This is a genomic window from Providencia sp. PROV201 (genome assembly GCF_028479545.1).
GTDB lineage: Bacteria > Pseudomonadota > Gammaproteobacteria > Enterobacterales > Enterobacteriaceae > Providencia > Providencia huaxiensis.
Genome location: NZ_JAMPNW010000024.1, coordinates 45494 through 62785 on the forward strand (window position 1 = coordinate 45494; position 17292 = coordinate 62785).

At 43.6% G+C, this 17292-nt stretch carries 11 protein-coding genes; 2 read left to right on the plus strand and 9 right to left on the minus strand.

Features of this window, described 5'->3' with window-relative positions; translation table 11 throughout:
• The first annotated feature begins 534 nt into the window (after positions 1–534).
• Positions 535–1788, plus strand: a complete 1254-nt coding sequence (gene pepT / locus PR809_RS16955; RefSeq protein WP_206276907.1) for a peptidase T — start codon at positions 535–537, stop codon at positions 1786–1788.
• A complete protein-coding gene (gene dcuC, locus PR809_RS16960) occupies positions 1785–3158 on the plus strand; it encodes a C4-dicarboxylate transporter DcuC (protein ID WP_102140200.1) in 1374 nt (457 codons plus the stop codon). The genes pepT and dcuC overlap by 4 nt, the downstream gene beginning before the upstream one ends.
• Before the next feature lie 71 nt (positions 3159–3229).
• Here dcuC and PR809_RS16965 read toward each other — a convergent pair whose 3' ends face one another.
• The 9 genes from PR809_RS16965 to secE form a co-directional block, all read right to left on the minus strand.
• A complete protein-coding gene (locus PR809_RS16965) occupies positions 3230–4180 on the minus strand; it encodes a VWA domain-containing protein (RefSeq protein WP_195698093.1) in 951 nt (316 codons plus the stop codon).
• 290 nt (positions 4181–4470) lie between these two features.
• Positions 4471–8694: a DNA-directed RNA polymerase subunit beta' gene (rpoC, locus tag PR809_RS16970; RefSeq protein ID WP_102140202.1), complete on the minus strand. Its 4224-nt coding sequence runs from the start codon at positions 8692–8694 to the stop codon at positions 4471–4473.
• A 108-nt stretch (positions 8695–8802) separates the two neighbouring features.
• Positions 8803–12831 carry a DNA-directed RNA polymerase subunit beta gene (gene rpoB, locus PR809_RS16975; RefSeq protein ID WP_102140203.1) on the minus strand — a complete coding sequence of 1343 codons (4029 nt, stop codon included), beginning with the start codon at positions 12829–12831 and terminating at the stop codon, positions 8803–8805.
• Between the two features lie 358 nt (positions 12832–13189).
• Positions 13190–13555 carry a 50S ribosomal protein L7/L12 gene (gene rplL, locus PR809_RS16980; RefSeq protein WP_102140204.1) on the minus strand — a complete coding sequence of 122 codons (366 nt, stop codon included), beginning with the start codon at positions 13553–13555 and terminating at the stop codon, positions 13190–13192.
• 60 nt (positions 13556–13615) lie between these two features.
• On the minus strand, positions 13616–14113 hold the full coding sequence (gene rplJ, locus PR809_RS16985) for a 50S ribosomal protein L10 (RefSeq protein ID WP_102140205.1): 498 nt from the start codon (positions 14111–14113) through the stop codon (positions 13616–13618).
• A 324-nt stretch (positions 14114–14437) separates the two neighbouring features.
• A complete protein-coding gene (gene rplA, locus PR809_RS16990; RefSeq protein WP_102140206.1) occupies positions 14438–15139 on the minus strand; it encodes a 50S ribosomal protein L1 in 702 nt (233 codons plus the stop codon).
• 4 nt (positions 15140–15143) lie between these two features.
• Positions 15144–15572, minus strand: a complete 429-nt coding sequence (gene rplK, locus PR809_RS16995) for a 50S ribosomal protein L11 (protein WP_004264379.1) — start codon at positions 15570–15572, stop codon at positions 15144–15146.
• A 158-nt stretch (positions 15573–15730) separates the two neighbouring features.
• Positions 15731–16276 carry a transcription termination/antitermination protein NusG gene (nusG, locus tag PR809_RS17000; protein WP_004264378.1) on the minus strand — a complete coding sequence of 182 codons (546 nt, stop codon included), beginning with the start codon at positions 16274–16276 and terminating at the stop codon, positions 15731–15733.
• A complete protein-coding gene (gene secE, locus PR809_RS17005; protein WP_004265885.1) occupies positions 16277–16663 on the minus strand; it encodes a preprotein translocase subunit SecE in 387 nt (128 codons plus the stop codon).
• Positions 16664–17292 lie beyond the last annotated feature (629 nt).

Genomic DNA, 17292 nt, shown 5'->3' on the forward strand with positions numbered 1-17292 from the left:
ACCCTATATTCTGTAAAAATTAATCAATATAAGGATAATTATAAAAATTATTCAATTATCTAAAATTAAGAAAAAAATAAAATGCCAAAATATGACTTTAATCATTCATTCCATCTAGTTTTCTATTATTTTTTCAATAAAAATATTTTTTATTTTTAGAGTTAATTATATTTTAATTATCTAACAAAGATATATATTAATTAAATTTAAGATAGGTCAATTTTAAAACGAAGTGTTAAATAAAATATACATCGTGAAAGAAGATTATCACGCTTTAATATCAATAATTTAACAAAGTTATTTAATAAGAAGAATAAGGCAGGAGTAAAGTCGCCCATTCTAATTCATTATTCAAATAATGCCACTATTAATTATCAATTTTATATTCTCACTAGCATTTCTTAGAAAAATTCAACAGGTCTGATATTCAGAATATCTTTAGTTGTGATAAAAGAATAATACTGTGAAATGAAATTACAGCCACAGATATAACTAATGTAAAACGCATTCTATAAGATGCTGGGGAATAAAAGAATGAATATTGTTGAGCGGTTTATTTCTTACACCAAAATTAACACCACCACTGATAGAGAAAAAGGCGCGGCAGGAATTATGCCTTCTTCAGAAGGACAACGCGTCCTTGCAAAACAGCTGGTTCAAGAGCTAGAAGCTCTCGGCGTTGAAGATATTAAACTGCGTGACACAGCCATTGTCACCGCAACGTTGCCATCTAACCTTGATTATGATGTGCCGACGGTTGCTTTCTTTGGCCACTTAGACACCAGTGCAGAACAAACCAATGACACTAAAGCACAAATCTTGCCATATACCGGTGAAGATTTGTGTATGAATAAAGAGCTTAATATTTATCTACGTAAGAGTGAGTTCCCTGAACTGGTGAATTATATCGGTGATGACATCATTGTCACTGATGGAACTAGCTTATTAGGCGCTGACGATAAAGCCGCCATTGCCTCTATCATGGATATGCTGCAATACTTTAAGCAGAACCCAGAGATTAAACACGGCACAATTAAAATTGGTTTTGTGCCGGATGAAGAGCAAGGGCTACGTGGCGCTAAAGTTTTCGATGTTAAAGAATTCGGTGCTGATTTTGCCTATACCCTCGACTGCTGTGGTATTGGTGAATTAGTTTATGAAAACTGGAATGCAGGTGATGCCGAAATCATCTTTACAGGTAAATCAGCACACCCAATGTCCGCAAAAGGCAAACTGGTTAACTCATTATTAATGGCGCAAAAATTTATTGCCATGTTACCTGGTGGTGAAGCCCCTGAGTATACAGATGGACGCGAAGGCTATTACTGGGTAAAACAAATGTCAGGTAACAGCGCTCGCACTGTTTTAAAAATGGATGTGCGTGATTTTACCGAAGACGGCTATCGCAAACGTATGGCTTTCTTAAAACAATTAGCAGAGAGCTGCGAAAGCCTTTGGGGCAACGAAAGTGTTGCTTGTAAGCTATCAGACCGCTACTCTAACGTTTACAATAGCCTACAAGGTGACAACCGTTATCCAATCGATATCGCTGTTGATGCCTATCAAGCTTGTGGCATTACGCCAAAAGTGATCCCAATGCGTGGTGGCTATGACGGAGCCGCTTTATCGCAAAATGGATTGCCTTGCCCTAATATCTTCACAGGCGCACATAACTTCCATTCAATCTATGAATACCTGCCAGTGAAATCCCTTTACGCCGCCAGCGATGTACTAAAACAAGTGGTACAAATCACCGCAGAACGCTTCAAACCAGGAGCTAAAGCATGATCCCAATTCTAACGGTTCTGATTATCGTTGTTTTGGTTGCGCGGTTTATTTTGAAGGGATACAAAGCTGAGCCAGTACTGTTAATCGCTGGCTTAGTATTGATGATATTCACCCTAGCCCTTGGCTGGGGGCCTATCCTCCCTAAAAATGTCGCCACCACCGGTATCACTTGGCTCGACCCATTTGAAGTCATGCGAGATTTATTCAGCAGCCGTGCAGCGGATCTCGGTTTAATGATCATGGCATTGATGGGCTTTGCGCACTATATGGACCATATCGGTGCCAATGAAGCGGTAGTTCGTGTTGCAACTAAGCCACTGAAAAATATGCGTTCACCTTACGTATTGCTATTTTTCTCTTTCTTGCTGGCGAGTATCTTGCAATTAGCTATTCCATCAGCGACAGGCTTAGCCGTACTGTTAATGGGTACCATGTTCCCAATTATGATAGGTTTAGGTCTATCACCTGCTTCTGCAGCTGGGGTCATCGCAACGTCTCTTGGGGTAGCCTACACACCAACCGCAATTGATGCTATTCGTGGTGCGAAAGCGGTCGACATGTCTGTCGTTGAGTATGTGCTTTACTATCAGGGCCCTGCAGCGTTAGCTACGGTATTAGTAGTCGGTATTACCCATATTTTCTGGCAACGTCACTGTGACCGTAAGCAAGGCTTTGTTCCCGAGATCGGTAAAGCCATTCAGTCTCATGAAAAAGAGAAAGTGACCAAGTCAGTTCCTGGGTATTATGCACTTCTCCCTATGTTACCCATTATTATGGCGGTAGGAACATCCAATTTGTTCTTTTCCGGTATTCACTTAGATGTCGTGACTATCGTACTGATTGCAATGGCAATCTGTATGGTGATTGAAACTCTTCGTGTACGTAACTTCAAACTGGTTTGTAATGGGTTCCAAACCTTCTTAAACGGAATGGGACACGCATTTAGTAATGTGGTGGGCTTACTGGTTGCAGCTGGGGTATTTGCTCATGGTATCAAAGTCAGTGGTGCTATTGACCAACTGATATTAGGTGCTGAATCTGTTGGTTTACCACCATTTGCCATGGCGATTGTATTCGCTTTAGTGACCTTAGCCGCCGCAATTATTATGGGCTCTGGTAATGCGCCATTCTTAGCATTCGTTGAACTCATTCCACAAATTGCTCACAGTATGGGCGTTAACCCAATTGCGATGATTTTACCTATGCAACAAGCCTCACACATGGGTCGAGGTATGTCGCCTGTTGCGGGGGTTATTATTGCGGTATCGAGTGGCGCAAAATTGCAGCCGTTTGATGTCGTGAAACGAACCGCGGTACCACTCATGGTTGGTTTTGTAGCTCACTGTGCAATTATTGGTATTTTTTACTAATTACTATATTTACCATTCAATAATTAAAGCGGGAAATATTCCCGCTTTTTACTTTTTCTAGCTAACCAATCCTAATGTTTACACTGGCAGTCTGAGGGGTCATCATGTTTGGGATCAGGGCAGCAAGAATCTATTGTCTTTTTTATAATATCAGACAATGTATTCACGGTATTTATAATGAGTGGCAAGTTTTCACAAACAGAATCGCATTCTGAAAGCCTTCTATCCGGTTTTACTGGTGGCGTTAAGCTATCACACAATATTTCCTGTAAAACCAACGAGAAATTTGCGATCCCAGTGGTATAAATGTATGAGCGTCCGTCGGTTTCTTTGGCTAGTCGTTCATACTCTCGCGTCACGTTATCTCTATCCACCAAGGTCGGAAAGCGATCTAAATTGGTTGGGGTATCATCCGGTGTGCCTTGGTAGGTATACACCTTAATTCCTCTTTCTTGAGCGACGGATATGGCTTCGTTATTTTTTGCGATAGCAGCACGCGTGAGAATTCCACCGCCCCCCTCCATTCCTTCATCACCCAACACAAAAATAGCTCTACGCGCATCATCTCGCCAGTCAAAATGTTTACTTATATCAATAACCGCCCGACATAAATCCTCTTTATTTCCAGCATGATCTCGCCCATCGGATTCTTTAAACGGCAATCTAGCCTGTAGGTCCCTTTCGTTCGCGCCTGTTTTGATTAAATATTCACTGGCAGATTGGTCGAACTTTGTATTTGCCCAAGTCCCTTCGATACCTAAAAATGTCGCCCGAAGGTGGGATGGACACTTTGCTGATGCAGCCTCAATCGTCGCATCAATCTGTTTGCTTAAATCCCCAGCTTCATCAGACATTGAACCACTCGTATCAATAACAACAACTAAGTCTAATGCAATTTGCCCGTTTCCCGTCACGATCTGAGATGTATTCATTACTCCTAATGAATTTGATAGTAATCCATAATAATCCGAAAGGTTGGTTTGATTTGCATCGGTCTGTTCATTTGTCTTTTCTTTATCCATCGCATATTCCTTTTATTTATTTCTATTAAATATTTTTAAAATAATTTTTTATTATTGTTTTTATTACCATTTCTTTTTAATCAAGCAATTTATTATTACTTCTTTTTAGTGCTCGATATATTTCAAAAATAGAAATACGTATTCAAATAAACTAACACCATAAAAAGACTTTATTGGTGGGCTGATTGATTTTAATTAGGAAAAATTAATTGATAAAATCATTAGATATAAAAAAAGCCAGTACCTTTCGGCACTGGCTTCAATCAGGAATTTTACAGTAAAATCAGAAATTAGTTCTGATTGTCACTGCTGAAACCTGCATTTAACAGCTCAGCTAAGTTCGCTGTTGCTTCATCTGCACTCACTTGTGGTGCTTCCACAACATCGTTCAGATGACGGCGACGGATACGGTCTTGGTGATACGCAAAACCAGTACCTGCTGGGATCAGACGTCCAACAATAACGTTTTCTTTCAGACCACGTAATTCATCACGTTTACCAGCAACCGCAGCTTCAGTCAGTACGCGCGTCGTTTCTTGGAACGATGCTGCTGAGATAAAGGATTCTGTTGCCAGAGATGCCTTAGTAATACCCAACAGGTCACGAGCAAAGTTAGCTGGAATTTTACCTTCAGTTTCCAGTTTACGATTCGAAACTTTAACACGTGAGTACTCGACTTGTTCACCTTCGAGGAATTCAGAGCTTCCTGCATCCGCGATAGTGACTTTACGCAGCATCTGACGAACGATAACTTCAATGTGTTTATCGTTAATCTTAACGCCTTGTAAGCGGTAAACTTCCTGAACCTCGTTCGTGATATAACGCGTAACAGCATGGACACCACGCAGACGCAGAATATCGTGTGGAGATTCTGGACCATCCGAAACTACGTCACCGCGTTCAACGATCTCACCTTCGAACACGTTGAGCTGACGCCATTTAGGGATCATCTCTTCGTACGGATCGCTACCATCTAATGGTGTGATAACCAGACGACGTTTCCCTTTGGTTTCTTTACCAAACGAGATAATACCGCTGATTTCAGCCAAGATTGCAGGCTCTTTCGGACGACGTGCTTCGAACAAGTCAGCTACGCGTGGCAGACCACCCGTGATATCTTTAGTACCCACAGATTCTTGTGGAATACGCGCTAAAGTATCACCCGCATTGATAGCAACGCCATCGTCTAACTGAACAATTGCTTTACCCGGTAAGAAGTACTGAGTTGGCATGTCTGTGTTAGGGATAAGAACATCGTTACCTTTTGCGTCAATTACACGCAATGCAGGACGTAGGTCTTTACCACCACTAGTACGTTCCGCAGTATCCAGAACAACGATTGAAGACAGACCGGTTAATTCATCAGTCTGACGTGTCATTGTTTGACCATCAAGCATGTCAGAGAAGCTGATGAAACCAGACACTTCACTGACGACTGGCATGGTATGTGGATCCCAGTTCGCAACAGTTTCACCGCCCGTTACTGCATCGCCATCGCCTTTCGTCAAGTGCGCACCGTAAGGGACTTTATAGCTTTCTTTCGTACGGCCAAATTCATCAACCAGACGCAATTCAGTATTACGTGAAGTAATAACCAGTTTGCCTTCTGTGTTAGTAACGAATTTCGCGTTAACCAGTTTCAGAGTACCTGTGTTACGGACTTGAATGCTAGATTCTGCCGCCGCACGAGATGCCGCACCCCCGATGTGGAACGTACGCATCGTTAACTGTGTACCCGGCTCACCGATTGACTGTGCCGCGATAACCCCGATAGCTTCACCTTTGTTGATGATATGACCACGAGCAAGGTCACGACCATAACAGTGAGCACACACACCGAAGTCAGTTTCACAACTTACAACTGAACGAACTTTAACGCTGTCGACGGAGTTAGCTTCTAACAGGTCACACAGTTTTTCGTGCAGTAATGTATTACGTGGAACCAGAATGTCTGCCGTTCCTGGGATCAGGATATCTTCTGCAGTCACACGACCCAATACACGCTCACGCAGTGGTTCTTTAACGTCGCCACCCTCGATAACCGGAGTCATCAGGATACCTTCATGAGTTCCACAGTCGTCTTCAGTCACAACCAAGTCCTGTGCAACGTCAACTAAACGACGAGTCAGATAACCGGAGTTCGCTGTTTTCAATGCGGTATCGGCAAGACCTTTACGCGCACCGTGCGTAGAGATAAAGTACTGAAGAACGTTCAGACCTTCACGGAAGTTTGCCGTGATTGGTGTTTCGATGATGGAGCCATCTGGCTTAGCCATCAGACCACGCATACCTGCTAGCTGACGAATCTGAGCTGCAGAACCACGAGCACCGGAGTCGGCCATCATAAAGATACTGTTGAAAGAAACTTGTTGTTCTTCGACGCCATCACGGTTAATAACCGCTTCAGTCGACAAGTTTTCCATCATCGCTTTAGCAACACGTTCGTTTGCTGCTGCCCAGATATCGATAACTTTGTTGTAACGTTCGCCTGCTGTTACCAGACCAGACTGGAACTGTTCCTGAATTTCTGCAACTTCAGCTTCTGCTTCGGCGATGATCCCAGCTTTTTTCTCTGGAATAACCATATCGTCGATACCAACTGATGCACCAGAACGTGCCGCATAGGCAAAACCGGTATACATGATTTGGTCAGCAAAAATAACCGTAGGCTTCAGGCCCAGAACACGGTAACAGGTGTTCAGCATTTTGGAGATAGCTTTCTTACCTAACGCTTGGTTTACCAGAGCATAAGGCAGACCTTTCGGTACGATCATCCATAAAATTGCACGACCAACAGTGGTGTCAACTAAACCAGTGTTGATTGTGATGTTACCTTCCGAATCTTTTACTTCTTCAGTGATACGGACTTTAACGCGGGCATGCAGTGACGCATGACCTGAACGGTAAACACGCTCAGCTTCTTTAGGACCGGCTAATACCATGCCCTCGCCTTTCGCGTTTACGCAGTCACGTGTCATGTAGTAAAGACCCAATACAACGTCCTGTGAAGGAACGATGATAGGCTCACCACTTGCAGGTGACAGGATGTTGTTGGTTGACATCATCAACGCACGTGCTTCTAACTGAGCTTCCAAAGTCAGAGGAACGTGTACCGCCATTTGGTCACCATCGAAGTCGGCGTTATATGCCGCACAAACGAGTGGGTGCAATTGGATAGCTTTACCTTCGATAAGAATAGGTTCGAAAGCTTGGATACCCAGACGGTGAAGTGTTGGTGCACGGTTCAGCATGACTGGGTGTTCACGGATAACTTCATCCAAGATATCCCAAACAACCGCTTCTTCGCGCTCAACCATTTTCTTCGCAGCTTTAATGGTTGTTGCCAGACCACGTAATTCTAATTTGCCGTAGATGAATGGTTTGAATAACTCAAGAGCCATTTTCTTCGGCAGACCGCACTGATGCAGACGCAGGTATGGACCTACGGTGATAACAGAACGACCTGAGTAGTCAACACGCTTACCAAGTAAGTTCTGACGGAAACGACCTTGTTTACCTTTGATCATATCTGCCAAAGATTTCAGAGGACGTTTGTTAGAACCTGTGATTGCGCGACCACGACGACCGTTATCTAACAGGGCGTCAACGGCTTCTTGCAACATACGTTTTTCGTTACGTACGATGATATCTGGCGCAGCCAGATCCAGAAGACGTTTCAGACGGTTATTACGGTTGATTACGCGACGATACAGATCGTTCAGATCTGATGTTGCGAAACGACCACCATCGAGTGGAACTAATGGACGCAGATCCGGTGGTAATACTGGCAGCACGTTTAAGATCATCCACTCTGGTTTGTTACCAGATTGGATAAATGCTTCCAGCAGTTTGATACGTTTGGTCAGCTTCTTACGCTTAGTTTCAGAGTTAGTTTCGTTTAACTCTTCGCGCAGGGTTTCACACTCGTTCTCAAGATCGAGGTTTTTCAGCAGACCTTGGATTGCTTCCGCACCCATTTTCGCATCAAATTCGTCACCGAACTCTTCCAACGCATCTAAATATTGCTCTTCTGTCAGAATCTGTGCACGCTCAAGGCTAGTCATACCGCCTTCAACAACAACATATGATTCAAAGTACAGAACGCGTTCGATATCACGCAGTGGCATATCGAGCAGTAAACCGATACGGGATGGCAGTGATTTTAAGAACCAAATATGTGCAGTCGGAGAAGCAAGTTCAATGTGCCCCATGCGCTCACGACGGACTTTGGTCTGTGTAACTTCAACGCCACACTTCTCACAAATCACACCACGGTGTTTTAAACGTTTGTACTTACCGCACAGACATTCGTAGTCTTTTACTGGCCCGAAAATACGCGCACAGAAAAGACCGTCACGCTCAGGCTTGAACGTACGGTAGTTAATGGTTTCTGGCTTTTTAACTTCACCGAATGACCATGAACGGATCATATCAGGTGATGCCAGAGCAATCTTGATAGCATCAAACTCTTCGGTCTTGGTTTGCGCTTTCAGAAACTTTATTAAGTCTTTCACAAAATGCTCCTGTCGGAGTTAGACCTGTCAGGTGAGTGTTCAAAGACACTCTCCCCAAATCCCAGTGCTTACATGTGCCGAAAGGCGAACCTTTCGGCATAAAACGAATTACTCGTCTTCCAGCTCGATGTTGATACCCAGAGAACGAATTTCTTTCAGCAATACGTTGAAAGATTCCGGCATACCAGGTTCCATCTGATGGCTGCCATCGACGATGTTTTTATACATCTTCGTACGGCCGTTAACGTCATCCGATTTAACTGTAAGCATTTCTTGAAGAGTATAGGCTGCACCGTATGCTTCCAGTGCCCACACTTCCATCTCCCCGAAACGCTGACCACCGAACTGCGCTTTACCACCCAGCGGTTGCTGAGTAACCAAGCTATAAGAACCAGTTGAACGGGCGTGCATCTTATCGTCAACCAAGTGGTTCAGTTTCAGCATATACATATAACCAACGGTAACTTGACGCTCAAATTTCTCGCCAGTACGACCATCGAATAATGTAATCTGACCTGAAGTTGGCAGACCACCCAATTTCAGCAGTTCTTTGATTTCTTTCTCTTTCGCACCATCAAATACTGGTGTCGCAATTGGCATACCTTTTTTCAGGTTCTCAGCCAAACGCATAACTTCTTCGTCAGAGAAAGTATTCAAGTCAACTTTCTGGCGTGGATCATCACCTAAATCGTACGCTTTTTGGATAAACTCACGCAGTTTGGCAACTTCTTCTTGCTGTTTAAGCATAGCATTGATTTTTTCACCAATACCTTTCGCAGCCATCCCTAAGTGGGTTTCCAAAATCTGACCGATGTTCATACGTGATGGTACGCCCAGCGGGTTCAGAACGATGTCAACTGGGTTACCGTTTTCATCATAAGGCATGTCTTCAACTGGGTTGATTTTTGAGATAACACCTTTGTTACCATGGCGACCCGCCATTTTATCACCCGGTTGAATTTGACGTTTAACCGCCAGATAAACCTTAACAATTTTCAGTACACCAGGTGCTAAGTCATCACCTTGAGTAATTTTACGACGTTTTGCATCGAGTTTTTTCTCAAACTCAGATTTCAGTTCGTCATACTGTTCAGCTAATTGCTCTAACTGGTTTTGCTTCTCTTCGTCTGCTAAAGATAACTCTAACCAACGATCGCGAGGCAGTTTGTCGAGTTTTTCAGCTTCAATTCCGCCGTTAACCAGTACAGAACGGATACGAGCAAACAGGCCAGCTTCGAAAATACGCAGCTCTTCTGTTAAGTCTTTCTTCGCATCACGTAACTGAGTTTCTTCGATCTCTAATGCACGTTTGTCTTTCTCTACACCGTCACGGGTAAATACTTGTACGTCAATAACCGTACCAGAAACACCGTTAGGAACACGTAAAGAAGAGTCTTTAACGTCTGATGCTTTTTCACCGAAGATAGCACGTAACAGTTTCTCTTCTGGCGTCAGCTGAGTTTCACCTTTAGGTGTGACTTTACCAACCAGAATGTCGCCGCCTTTCACTTCCGCACCGATATACACGATACCGGATTCGTCAAGTTTAGACAGAGCAGCTTCACCGACGTTTGGAATATCTGCAGTGATTTCTTCAGGCCCTAATTTAGTGTCACGAGACACACAAGAGAGTTCCTGAATATGAATAGTAGTGAAACGGTCTTCTTGAACAACACGCTCAGAAACTAAGATGGAGTCTTCGAAGTTATAACCATTCCATGGCATGAATGCCACGCGCATGTTTTGACCAAGTGCTAATTCGCCGAGGTCTGTTGAAGGACCATCTGCTAACACGTCACCACGTTCAACTGGCTCACCTAAAGATACGCAAGGCATCTGGCTAATACAGGTGTTCTGGTTAGAACGAGTATATTTAGTCAGGTTATAAATATCGATTCCAGCTTCGCCCGGATACATCTCATCTTCGTTAACTTTGATAACGATACGAGACGCATCAACGTACTGAACTGAACCACCACGTCTTGCAACAGCGGTAACACCTGAGTCAACCGCTACTGCACGTTCCATACCCGTACCAACTAATGGTTTGTCAGCACGCAGAGTAGGAACCGCTTGACGTTGCATGTTCGCACCCATCAATGCACGGTTGGCGTCATCGTGTTCAAGGAATGGGATCAGTGACGCACCAACAGAAACAACCTGTTGAGTCGAAACGTCCATATACTCAACCTGTTCACGGCTGAATAAACTTGATTCACCTTTGTTACGGCAAGTAATCAGTTCTTCAACGAAGCTACCATCATCACCTAAAACGGTGTTTGCCTGAGCAATGATGAAGTTACCTTCTTCAATTGCAGACAGATAATGGATTTCGTCTGTAACTAGACCATCACGCACTAAACGGTATGGGGTTTCTAAGAAACCATACTCATTGGTCTGTGCATAAACAGATAATGAGTTGATCAGACCGATGTTCGGACCTTCAGGCGTTTCGATAGGACAGACACGACCGTAGTGAGTTGGGTGAACGTCACGTACTTCGAAGCCCGCACGCTCACGAGTCAGACCACCTGGGCCTAACGCAGAGATACGACGTTTGTGCGTAATTTCAGACAGTGGGTTGTTCTGGTCCATAAATTGGGACAGCTGGCTAGAACCAAAGAACTCTTTCACTGCGGCTGAAATTGGTTTCGCGTTGATCATATCTTGTGGCATTAATGCATCGAGGTCGCCCAGAGAAAGACGCTCTTTCACTGCACGCTCAACACGAACCAGACCTACACGGAATTGGTTCTCAGCCATTTCGCCAACGGAACGAATACGACGGTTACCTAAGTGGTCGATATCATCCACTTCGCCTTTACCGTTACGGATATCGATGAGTTTACGCATAACATCAATGATGTCTTCTTCACTCAGGATACCTGAACCTTCAATTTCTTCACGGTTCAGTGAACGGTTGAACTTCATACGACCTACCGCAGACAAGTCGTAACGGTCTTCAGAGAAGAACAGGTTCTCGAACAGGTTTTCTGCAGCTTCGCGGGTTGGTGGCTCACCAGGACGCATCATGCGGTAGATTTCTACCAATGCACTCAGACGGTCGTTAGTTGGGTCGACACGAACGGTTTCAGAAATGTAAGCACCGTGGTCTAAGTCATTGGTAAACAATGTTTCGATTGTTTTATGACCAGACTGGCTCAGACGTGCCAACATGTCTAAAGAAAGTTCCATGTTCGCTGCACAAATCAGCTCACCGGTGCTTTCATCAATGTAGTCTCTAGCAACAACTTTACCTGCGATATATTCAACAGGTACTTCGATGCTATTGATTTCTTCTTTTTCTAACTGACGAATATGACGTGCAGTGATACGGCGGCCTTTTTCTACATAGACTTTACCGTTCGCTTCGATATCAAAAGAAGCAGTTTCACCACGCAGACGCTCAGGAACCAGCGTCATCATCAGTTTATTATCACGGATTTGGAATACAGTTTTGTCGAAGAACAGATTTAAGATTTCTTCGGTGTTGTAATCCATTGCACGCAGAATAATGGTCGCAGGTAATTTACGGCGACGGTCAATACGTACAAACAGGTTATCTTTCGGGTCAAATTCGAAATCAAGCCATGAACCACGGTAAGGGATAATACGTGCGTTATAGAGCACTTTACCTGAAGAGTGTGTTTTACCTTTATCGCTGTCAAAGAATACACCCGGACTACGGTGTAACTGAGAAACGATAACACGCTCAGTACCGTTGATAACGAAAGTTCCGTTTTCAGTCATGAGTGGAATTTCACCCATGTAGACTTCTTGTTCTTTGATGTCTTTAACAGTTCCTTCCGGTGCTTCACGCTCATAAACGATGAGACGCAATTTCACACGCAAAGGCGCAGAGTAAGTTACACCGCGAATTTGACATTCTTTAACATCAAAAACAGGCTCGCCTAAACGATAGCTGACATATTGTAATTCAGCATTACCGCTGTAGCTCTGAATTGGAAACACAGAACGGAAAGCTGCTTCCAGCCCATTCTGGCCATCAGGATCTTGCTCGATAAACTTCTGGAACGAGTCAAGTTGGATAGAAAGGAGATAAGGTATGTCCAAAACTTGTGGACGTTTACCAAAATCCTTACGAATACGTTTTTTCTCGGTATAGGAGTAAACCATAGGTTTCCTCAGCTCGTTGATCAGTGACCCAAGTGGTTAGCTCTTAATGTAAGAGACTGAACCGCAACGCGTTTTTTATAAGAAACGGAAAATGAATACTTTCCTTAATACTCATTGCTATTACTCTTAAATCATTTCATTGCGTCACTTTTGCTACCGAGCTACCCGAGCGGGTCGTAGCGAAGAACACAGTATATTAAGTCGTCAATAGAAAGAAGTATTGGAGGGTTGTTGTTAACATTAAAACTGCGTGAAAAGCTGTTAACACCCATCACGCTTTACAGCGCAAAAAGGCTGGTGATTAAAAAATCACCAGCCATCAGCCTAATTAGACTAGGCTGCGTTCTTGAAGTTGAACTTATTTAAGTTCAACAGAAGCGCCTGCTTCTTCAAGAGCTTTCTTCAGAGTTTCAGCTTCATCTTTGCTTGCAGCTTCTTTGATAGTAGCTGGAGCAGATTCTACCATGTCTTTAGCTTCTTTTAAGCCAAGACCGGTTGCGCCGCGTACTGCTTTGATAACTGCAACTTTGTTACCGCCGATAGCAGACAGAACAACGTCGAACTCAGTTTTTTCTTCAGCAGCTTCAGCTGGGCCCGCAGCAACAGCAACAGCTGCAGCAGCAGAAACGCCGAATTTTTCTTCCATCATAGTAATCAGTTCAACAACGTCCATTACAGACATTTCTGCAACTGCATCAAGGATTTGGTCTTTAGTGATAGACATAACAAGTGTTCCTAAAATTCAGAAATAGTTTATACGTTAAAAAGCAACGAAGGAAAGGGCTTATGCAGCTTCTTTCTGATCGCGCAGAGCAGCCAGAGTACGAACCAATTTGCCGGCAGCGGCTTCTTTCATGGTTGCCATCAGGCGTGCGATTGCTTCATCGTAAGTTGGGAGAGTTGCCAGACGATCGATATCTTTCGCTTGGATTAACTCACCTTCAAAGGCCGCAGCTTTAATCTCAAATGCTGGATTCGCTTTCGCGAACTCTTTGAACAGACGAGCGCCAGCGCCCGGGTGTTCGTTAGAGAAAGCAATTAAGGTTGGACCGACAAACACGTCTTTCAGTACATCATAAGAAGTACCTTCAACAGCACGGCGGATCAGTGTATTACGAACAACACGGATATAAACGCCAGCTTCGCGACCTGCTTTACGCAGTTCAGTCATTTTTGCTACAGTTACGCCGCGTGAATCGGCAACAACTGCAGAAAGCGCGCCTTTGGCTACTTCGCTGACTTCAGCAACAATCGCTTGTTTGTCTTGAAGATTTAGTGCCATTAGCTTCTTGCTCCTGGATTAACCGGGAAACCCCGGGACTCACATCACTCAGATACAACATGTACTTGAGCGCTAAAACACGGTGAGCAGAATAGAATCCAGAATAAAATTCTAGGTATCTCTGTCACCGTCTACGCAGGTAAATTAAGTAGCTAATATAACCACACCTGCGGTCTTGGACGGGGTCTGGAAAGGCCAGACTCCATACCGAAATTTGTGGTTTGTTGAGTATATCGCTATACCCAACAAACTCAAGGCGTCAAATTTTATACAAAATTGACGCAAAGGTAAAGCCTAATTACTGATTAGCCGAAGCTATAGCAATTAAACTGTCGCTGACAGACCAGCTTGGTCAACAGCAACACCTGCACCCATAGTGGTAGACAGGCTAACTTTCTTGATGAAAACACCTTTAGCTGAAGCTGGTTTTGCTTTTTTCAGTGCAATCAGCAGAGCTTCTAAGTTTTCTTTCAGTTTGTCAGCGTCGAAATCAACTTTACCGATAGTGGTATGGATGATTCCGTTTTTGTCGTTACGGTAACGAACCTGACCTGCTTTAGCATTGTTAACTGCTTCAGCAACGTTAGGAGTTACAGTACCAACTTTCGGGTTTGGCATCAGACCACGTGGGCCCAGAACTTGACCTAATTGGCCAACAACGCGCATTGCATCTGGAGAAGCAATAACAACGTCAAAGTCCATTTCACCAGCTTTGATTTTATCAGCCAGATCTTCCATACCTACCAGTTCAGCGCCTGCAGCTTTAGCAGCTTCAGCGTTTGCGCCTTGTGCGAACACAGCAACGCGAACTGAACGGCCAGTACCGTGTGGCAGTACAGTTGCACCGCGAACGTTTTGGTCAGATTTACGAGCATCGATGCCCAGGTTGATAGCTACGTCAACGCTTTCTACGAATTTAGCAGTTGCTAATTCTTTCAGCAGTGCAACGGCTTCATTGATGTCATACTGTTTAGTTACATCAACTTTCTCACGGATATTGCGCATGCGCTTAGTCAGTTTAGCCATTGTCTTAGTCCTCCACTACCAGGCCCATGGAACGAGCAGTACCTTCAATTGAACGCATCATTGCGTCAACATCAGCACCAGTCATGTCCGCAGCTTTAGTTTCAGCGATTTCGCGAATCTGAGCAGAGGTCACTTTACCAACTTTATCTTTGTTAGGCTTGCCTGAACCAGACTTAACGCCAGCTGCTTTTTTCAGCAGAACTGCTGCAGGTGGAGTTTTGGTAACGAAAGTGAAAGAACGGTCTGCGTAAACAGTAATAACAACAGGAATTGGTAAACCTTTTTCCAGGCTGTCTGTTTTTGCGTTGAACGCTTTACAGAATTCCATGATGTTAACACCTTGTTGACCCAGTGCTGGACCAACCGGTGGACTTGGGTTCGCCATACCAGCTGCAACTTGCAGCTTAACGTAGGCTTGAACTTTCTTAGCCATGATATTTCCTCTAGATGGGTGATAGCGCCTTACGGTTTGCAAGGCTCCCCGTTACATTAAACATGCCCCGCACATTAATTTGTGCCGAACATAAAAACAAAAGGCGCGAAATTGTAGTCAAATTTCACGCCTTTTGCAAGTCAGTTTTGTCGTTTAGATTAGGCTTTCTCTACCTGACCAAAATCCAATTCGACTGGAGTTGCACGACCAAAGATAGAAACAGAGACTTTCAAGCGGCTCTTTTCATAATCAATTTCTTCAACAACACCGTTAAAGTCAGCAAATGGGCCTTCGCTAACACGAACCATTTCACCTGGTTCAAACAGTGTTTTCGGACGTGGCTTATCACCAACTTGTTGTAAGCGGTTCATAATAGCATCAACTTCTTTATCGCTAATTGGCGCTGGACGATCTGACGTTCCGCCAATGAACCCCATTACACGCGGTACACTACGTACTAAGTGCCAAGAGTCATCATTCATGACCATTTGGACTAAGACATAGCCTGGGAAGAATTTGCGTTCACTCTTACGGCGCTGACCGCTACGGATTTCAACAACTTCTTCTGTTGGAACCATAACTTCGCCAAAAGAATCTTCCATAGCATGTAATTTGATATGTTCACGTAAAGACTGTGCTACGCGACCTTCAAAACCAGAGAATGCCTGAATGACATACCAGCGCTTTTTAGGTGAATCGGACATTTAGAATAACCTCAGGCTTGTAATAAATGAAACTAAACGCACCAGGATACCATCGAGTCCCCACAGTATTAATGACATTACAGCCGTTACTGCAGCAACAATTAAAGTAGTTTGTAATGTTTCCTGGCGAGTAGGCCAAATGACTTTTCTCATCTCGACGCGAGCTTCGCGTGCAAACGCCAGTGTAGCTTTACCTTTTGTGGTCCATAAAGCGACAGCACCTGCAATAGCGACAACAGCCACAACTGCAAAAGCACGCAGCGCGAGATTATATTGACGGAAGTAATAATTACCAACAATAGCAATTATTAATAAGGCACAGACAATGACCCACTTGAAGATGTCTGCACTGCGTCCACTTCCTTGAGCTTCGCTATTCGCACTCATAATTCAACCTGTTACCATGAAGTATGTACAAAGCCTGCTTGTTTACAAAGGTAAAACAACCAAGCCAAACCAATAGAATATGCCAACATATCCCTCAATTACTACAAACTAAGCCTGCAAAATTTGATAGGGATATCAATAGCATCACCTGCGATCTAAAAGTAATTAGCCTTGTTAATGGAGGTAATTAGCGTTATTCGTTCTGCAAATACAACAAGTTGCAGTAACATTTTATTTCGCAAGTACTACTTGTATGTCAGTACTATCACTTTACAAGTGTTACCCATTTCACAAGTGCTATTCCATTTTGCAGGAATTTCAGCATGCTCAGCAAATTTTTAACTGCACCAAGTAAGAAAATAACTTTCTTTTTGTGGCAGCGGTAAAATATACCATATCTTCCGAGCAAAACCTTAATAAATCTCATATAACTGCGTAAAGGAACCTGTGCAGTTATCAATTCGTTATTTCAGAGCCTATCTCACCAATAATTATACAAATGATTGATGAGATAGGTTCTTCATTTTGCAACGTCTGAATTTTGCAATGCCTAAATTTTGTAACGTATAAAAAGGACGTCTATTAGACGCCCTTTTTTACTAAGTAGTTCTTTCTTATTCAGAAAGAGC

What these genes read in the sequence shown, in the direction of transcription:
- rplA (WP_102140206.1), bottom strand. Translation starts at nt 15,139, where the DNA reads ATGGCTAAACTGACTAAGCGCATGCGCAATATCCGTGAGAAAGTTGAT.
- pepT (WP_206276907.1), top strand. Translation starts at nt 535, where the DNA reads ATGAATATTGTTGAGCGGTTTATTTCTTACACCAAAATTAACACCACC.
- rplK (WP_004264379.1), bottom strand. Translation starts at nt 15,572, where the DNA reads ATGGCTAAGAAAGTTCAAGCCTACGTTAAGCTGCAAGTTGCAGCTGGT.
- rpoB (WP_102140203.1), bottom strand. Translation starts at nt 12,831, where the DNA reads ATGGTTTACTCCTATACCGAGAAAAAACGTATTCGTAAGGATTTTGGT.
- PR809_RS16965 (WP_195698093.1), bottom strand. Translation starts at nt 4,180, where the DNA reads ATGGATAAAGAAAAGACAAATGAACAGACCGATGCAAATCAAACCAAC.
- rplL (WP_102140204.1), bottom strand. Translation starts at nt 13,555, where the DNA reads ATGTCTATCACTAAAGACCAAATCCTTGATGCAGTTGCAGAAATGTCT.
- dcuC (WP_102140200.1), top strand. Translation starts at nt 1,785, where the DNA reads ATGATCCCAATTCTAACGGTTCTGATTATCGTTGTTTTGGTTGCGCGG.
- rplJ (WP_102140205.1), bottom strand. Translation starts at nt 14,113, where the DNA reads ATGGCACTAAATCTTCAAGACAAACAAGCGATTGTTGCTGAAGTCAGC.
- secE (WP_004265885.1), bottom strand. Translation starts at nt 16,663, where the DNA reads ATGAGTGCGAATAGCGAAGCTCAAGGAAGTGGACGCAGTGCAGACATC.
- nusG (WP_004264378.1), bottom strand. Translation starts at nt 16,276, where the DNA reads ATGTCCGATTCACCTAAAAAGCGCTGGTATGTCATTCAGGCATTCTCT.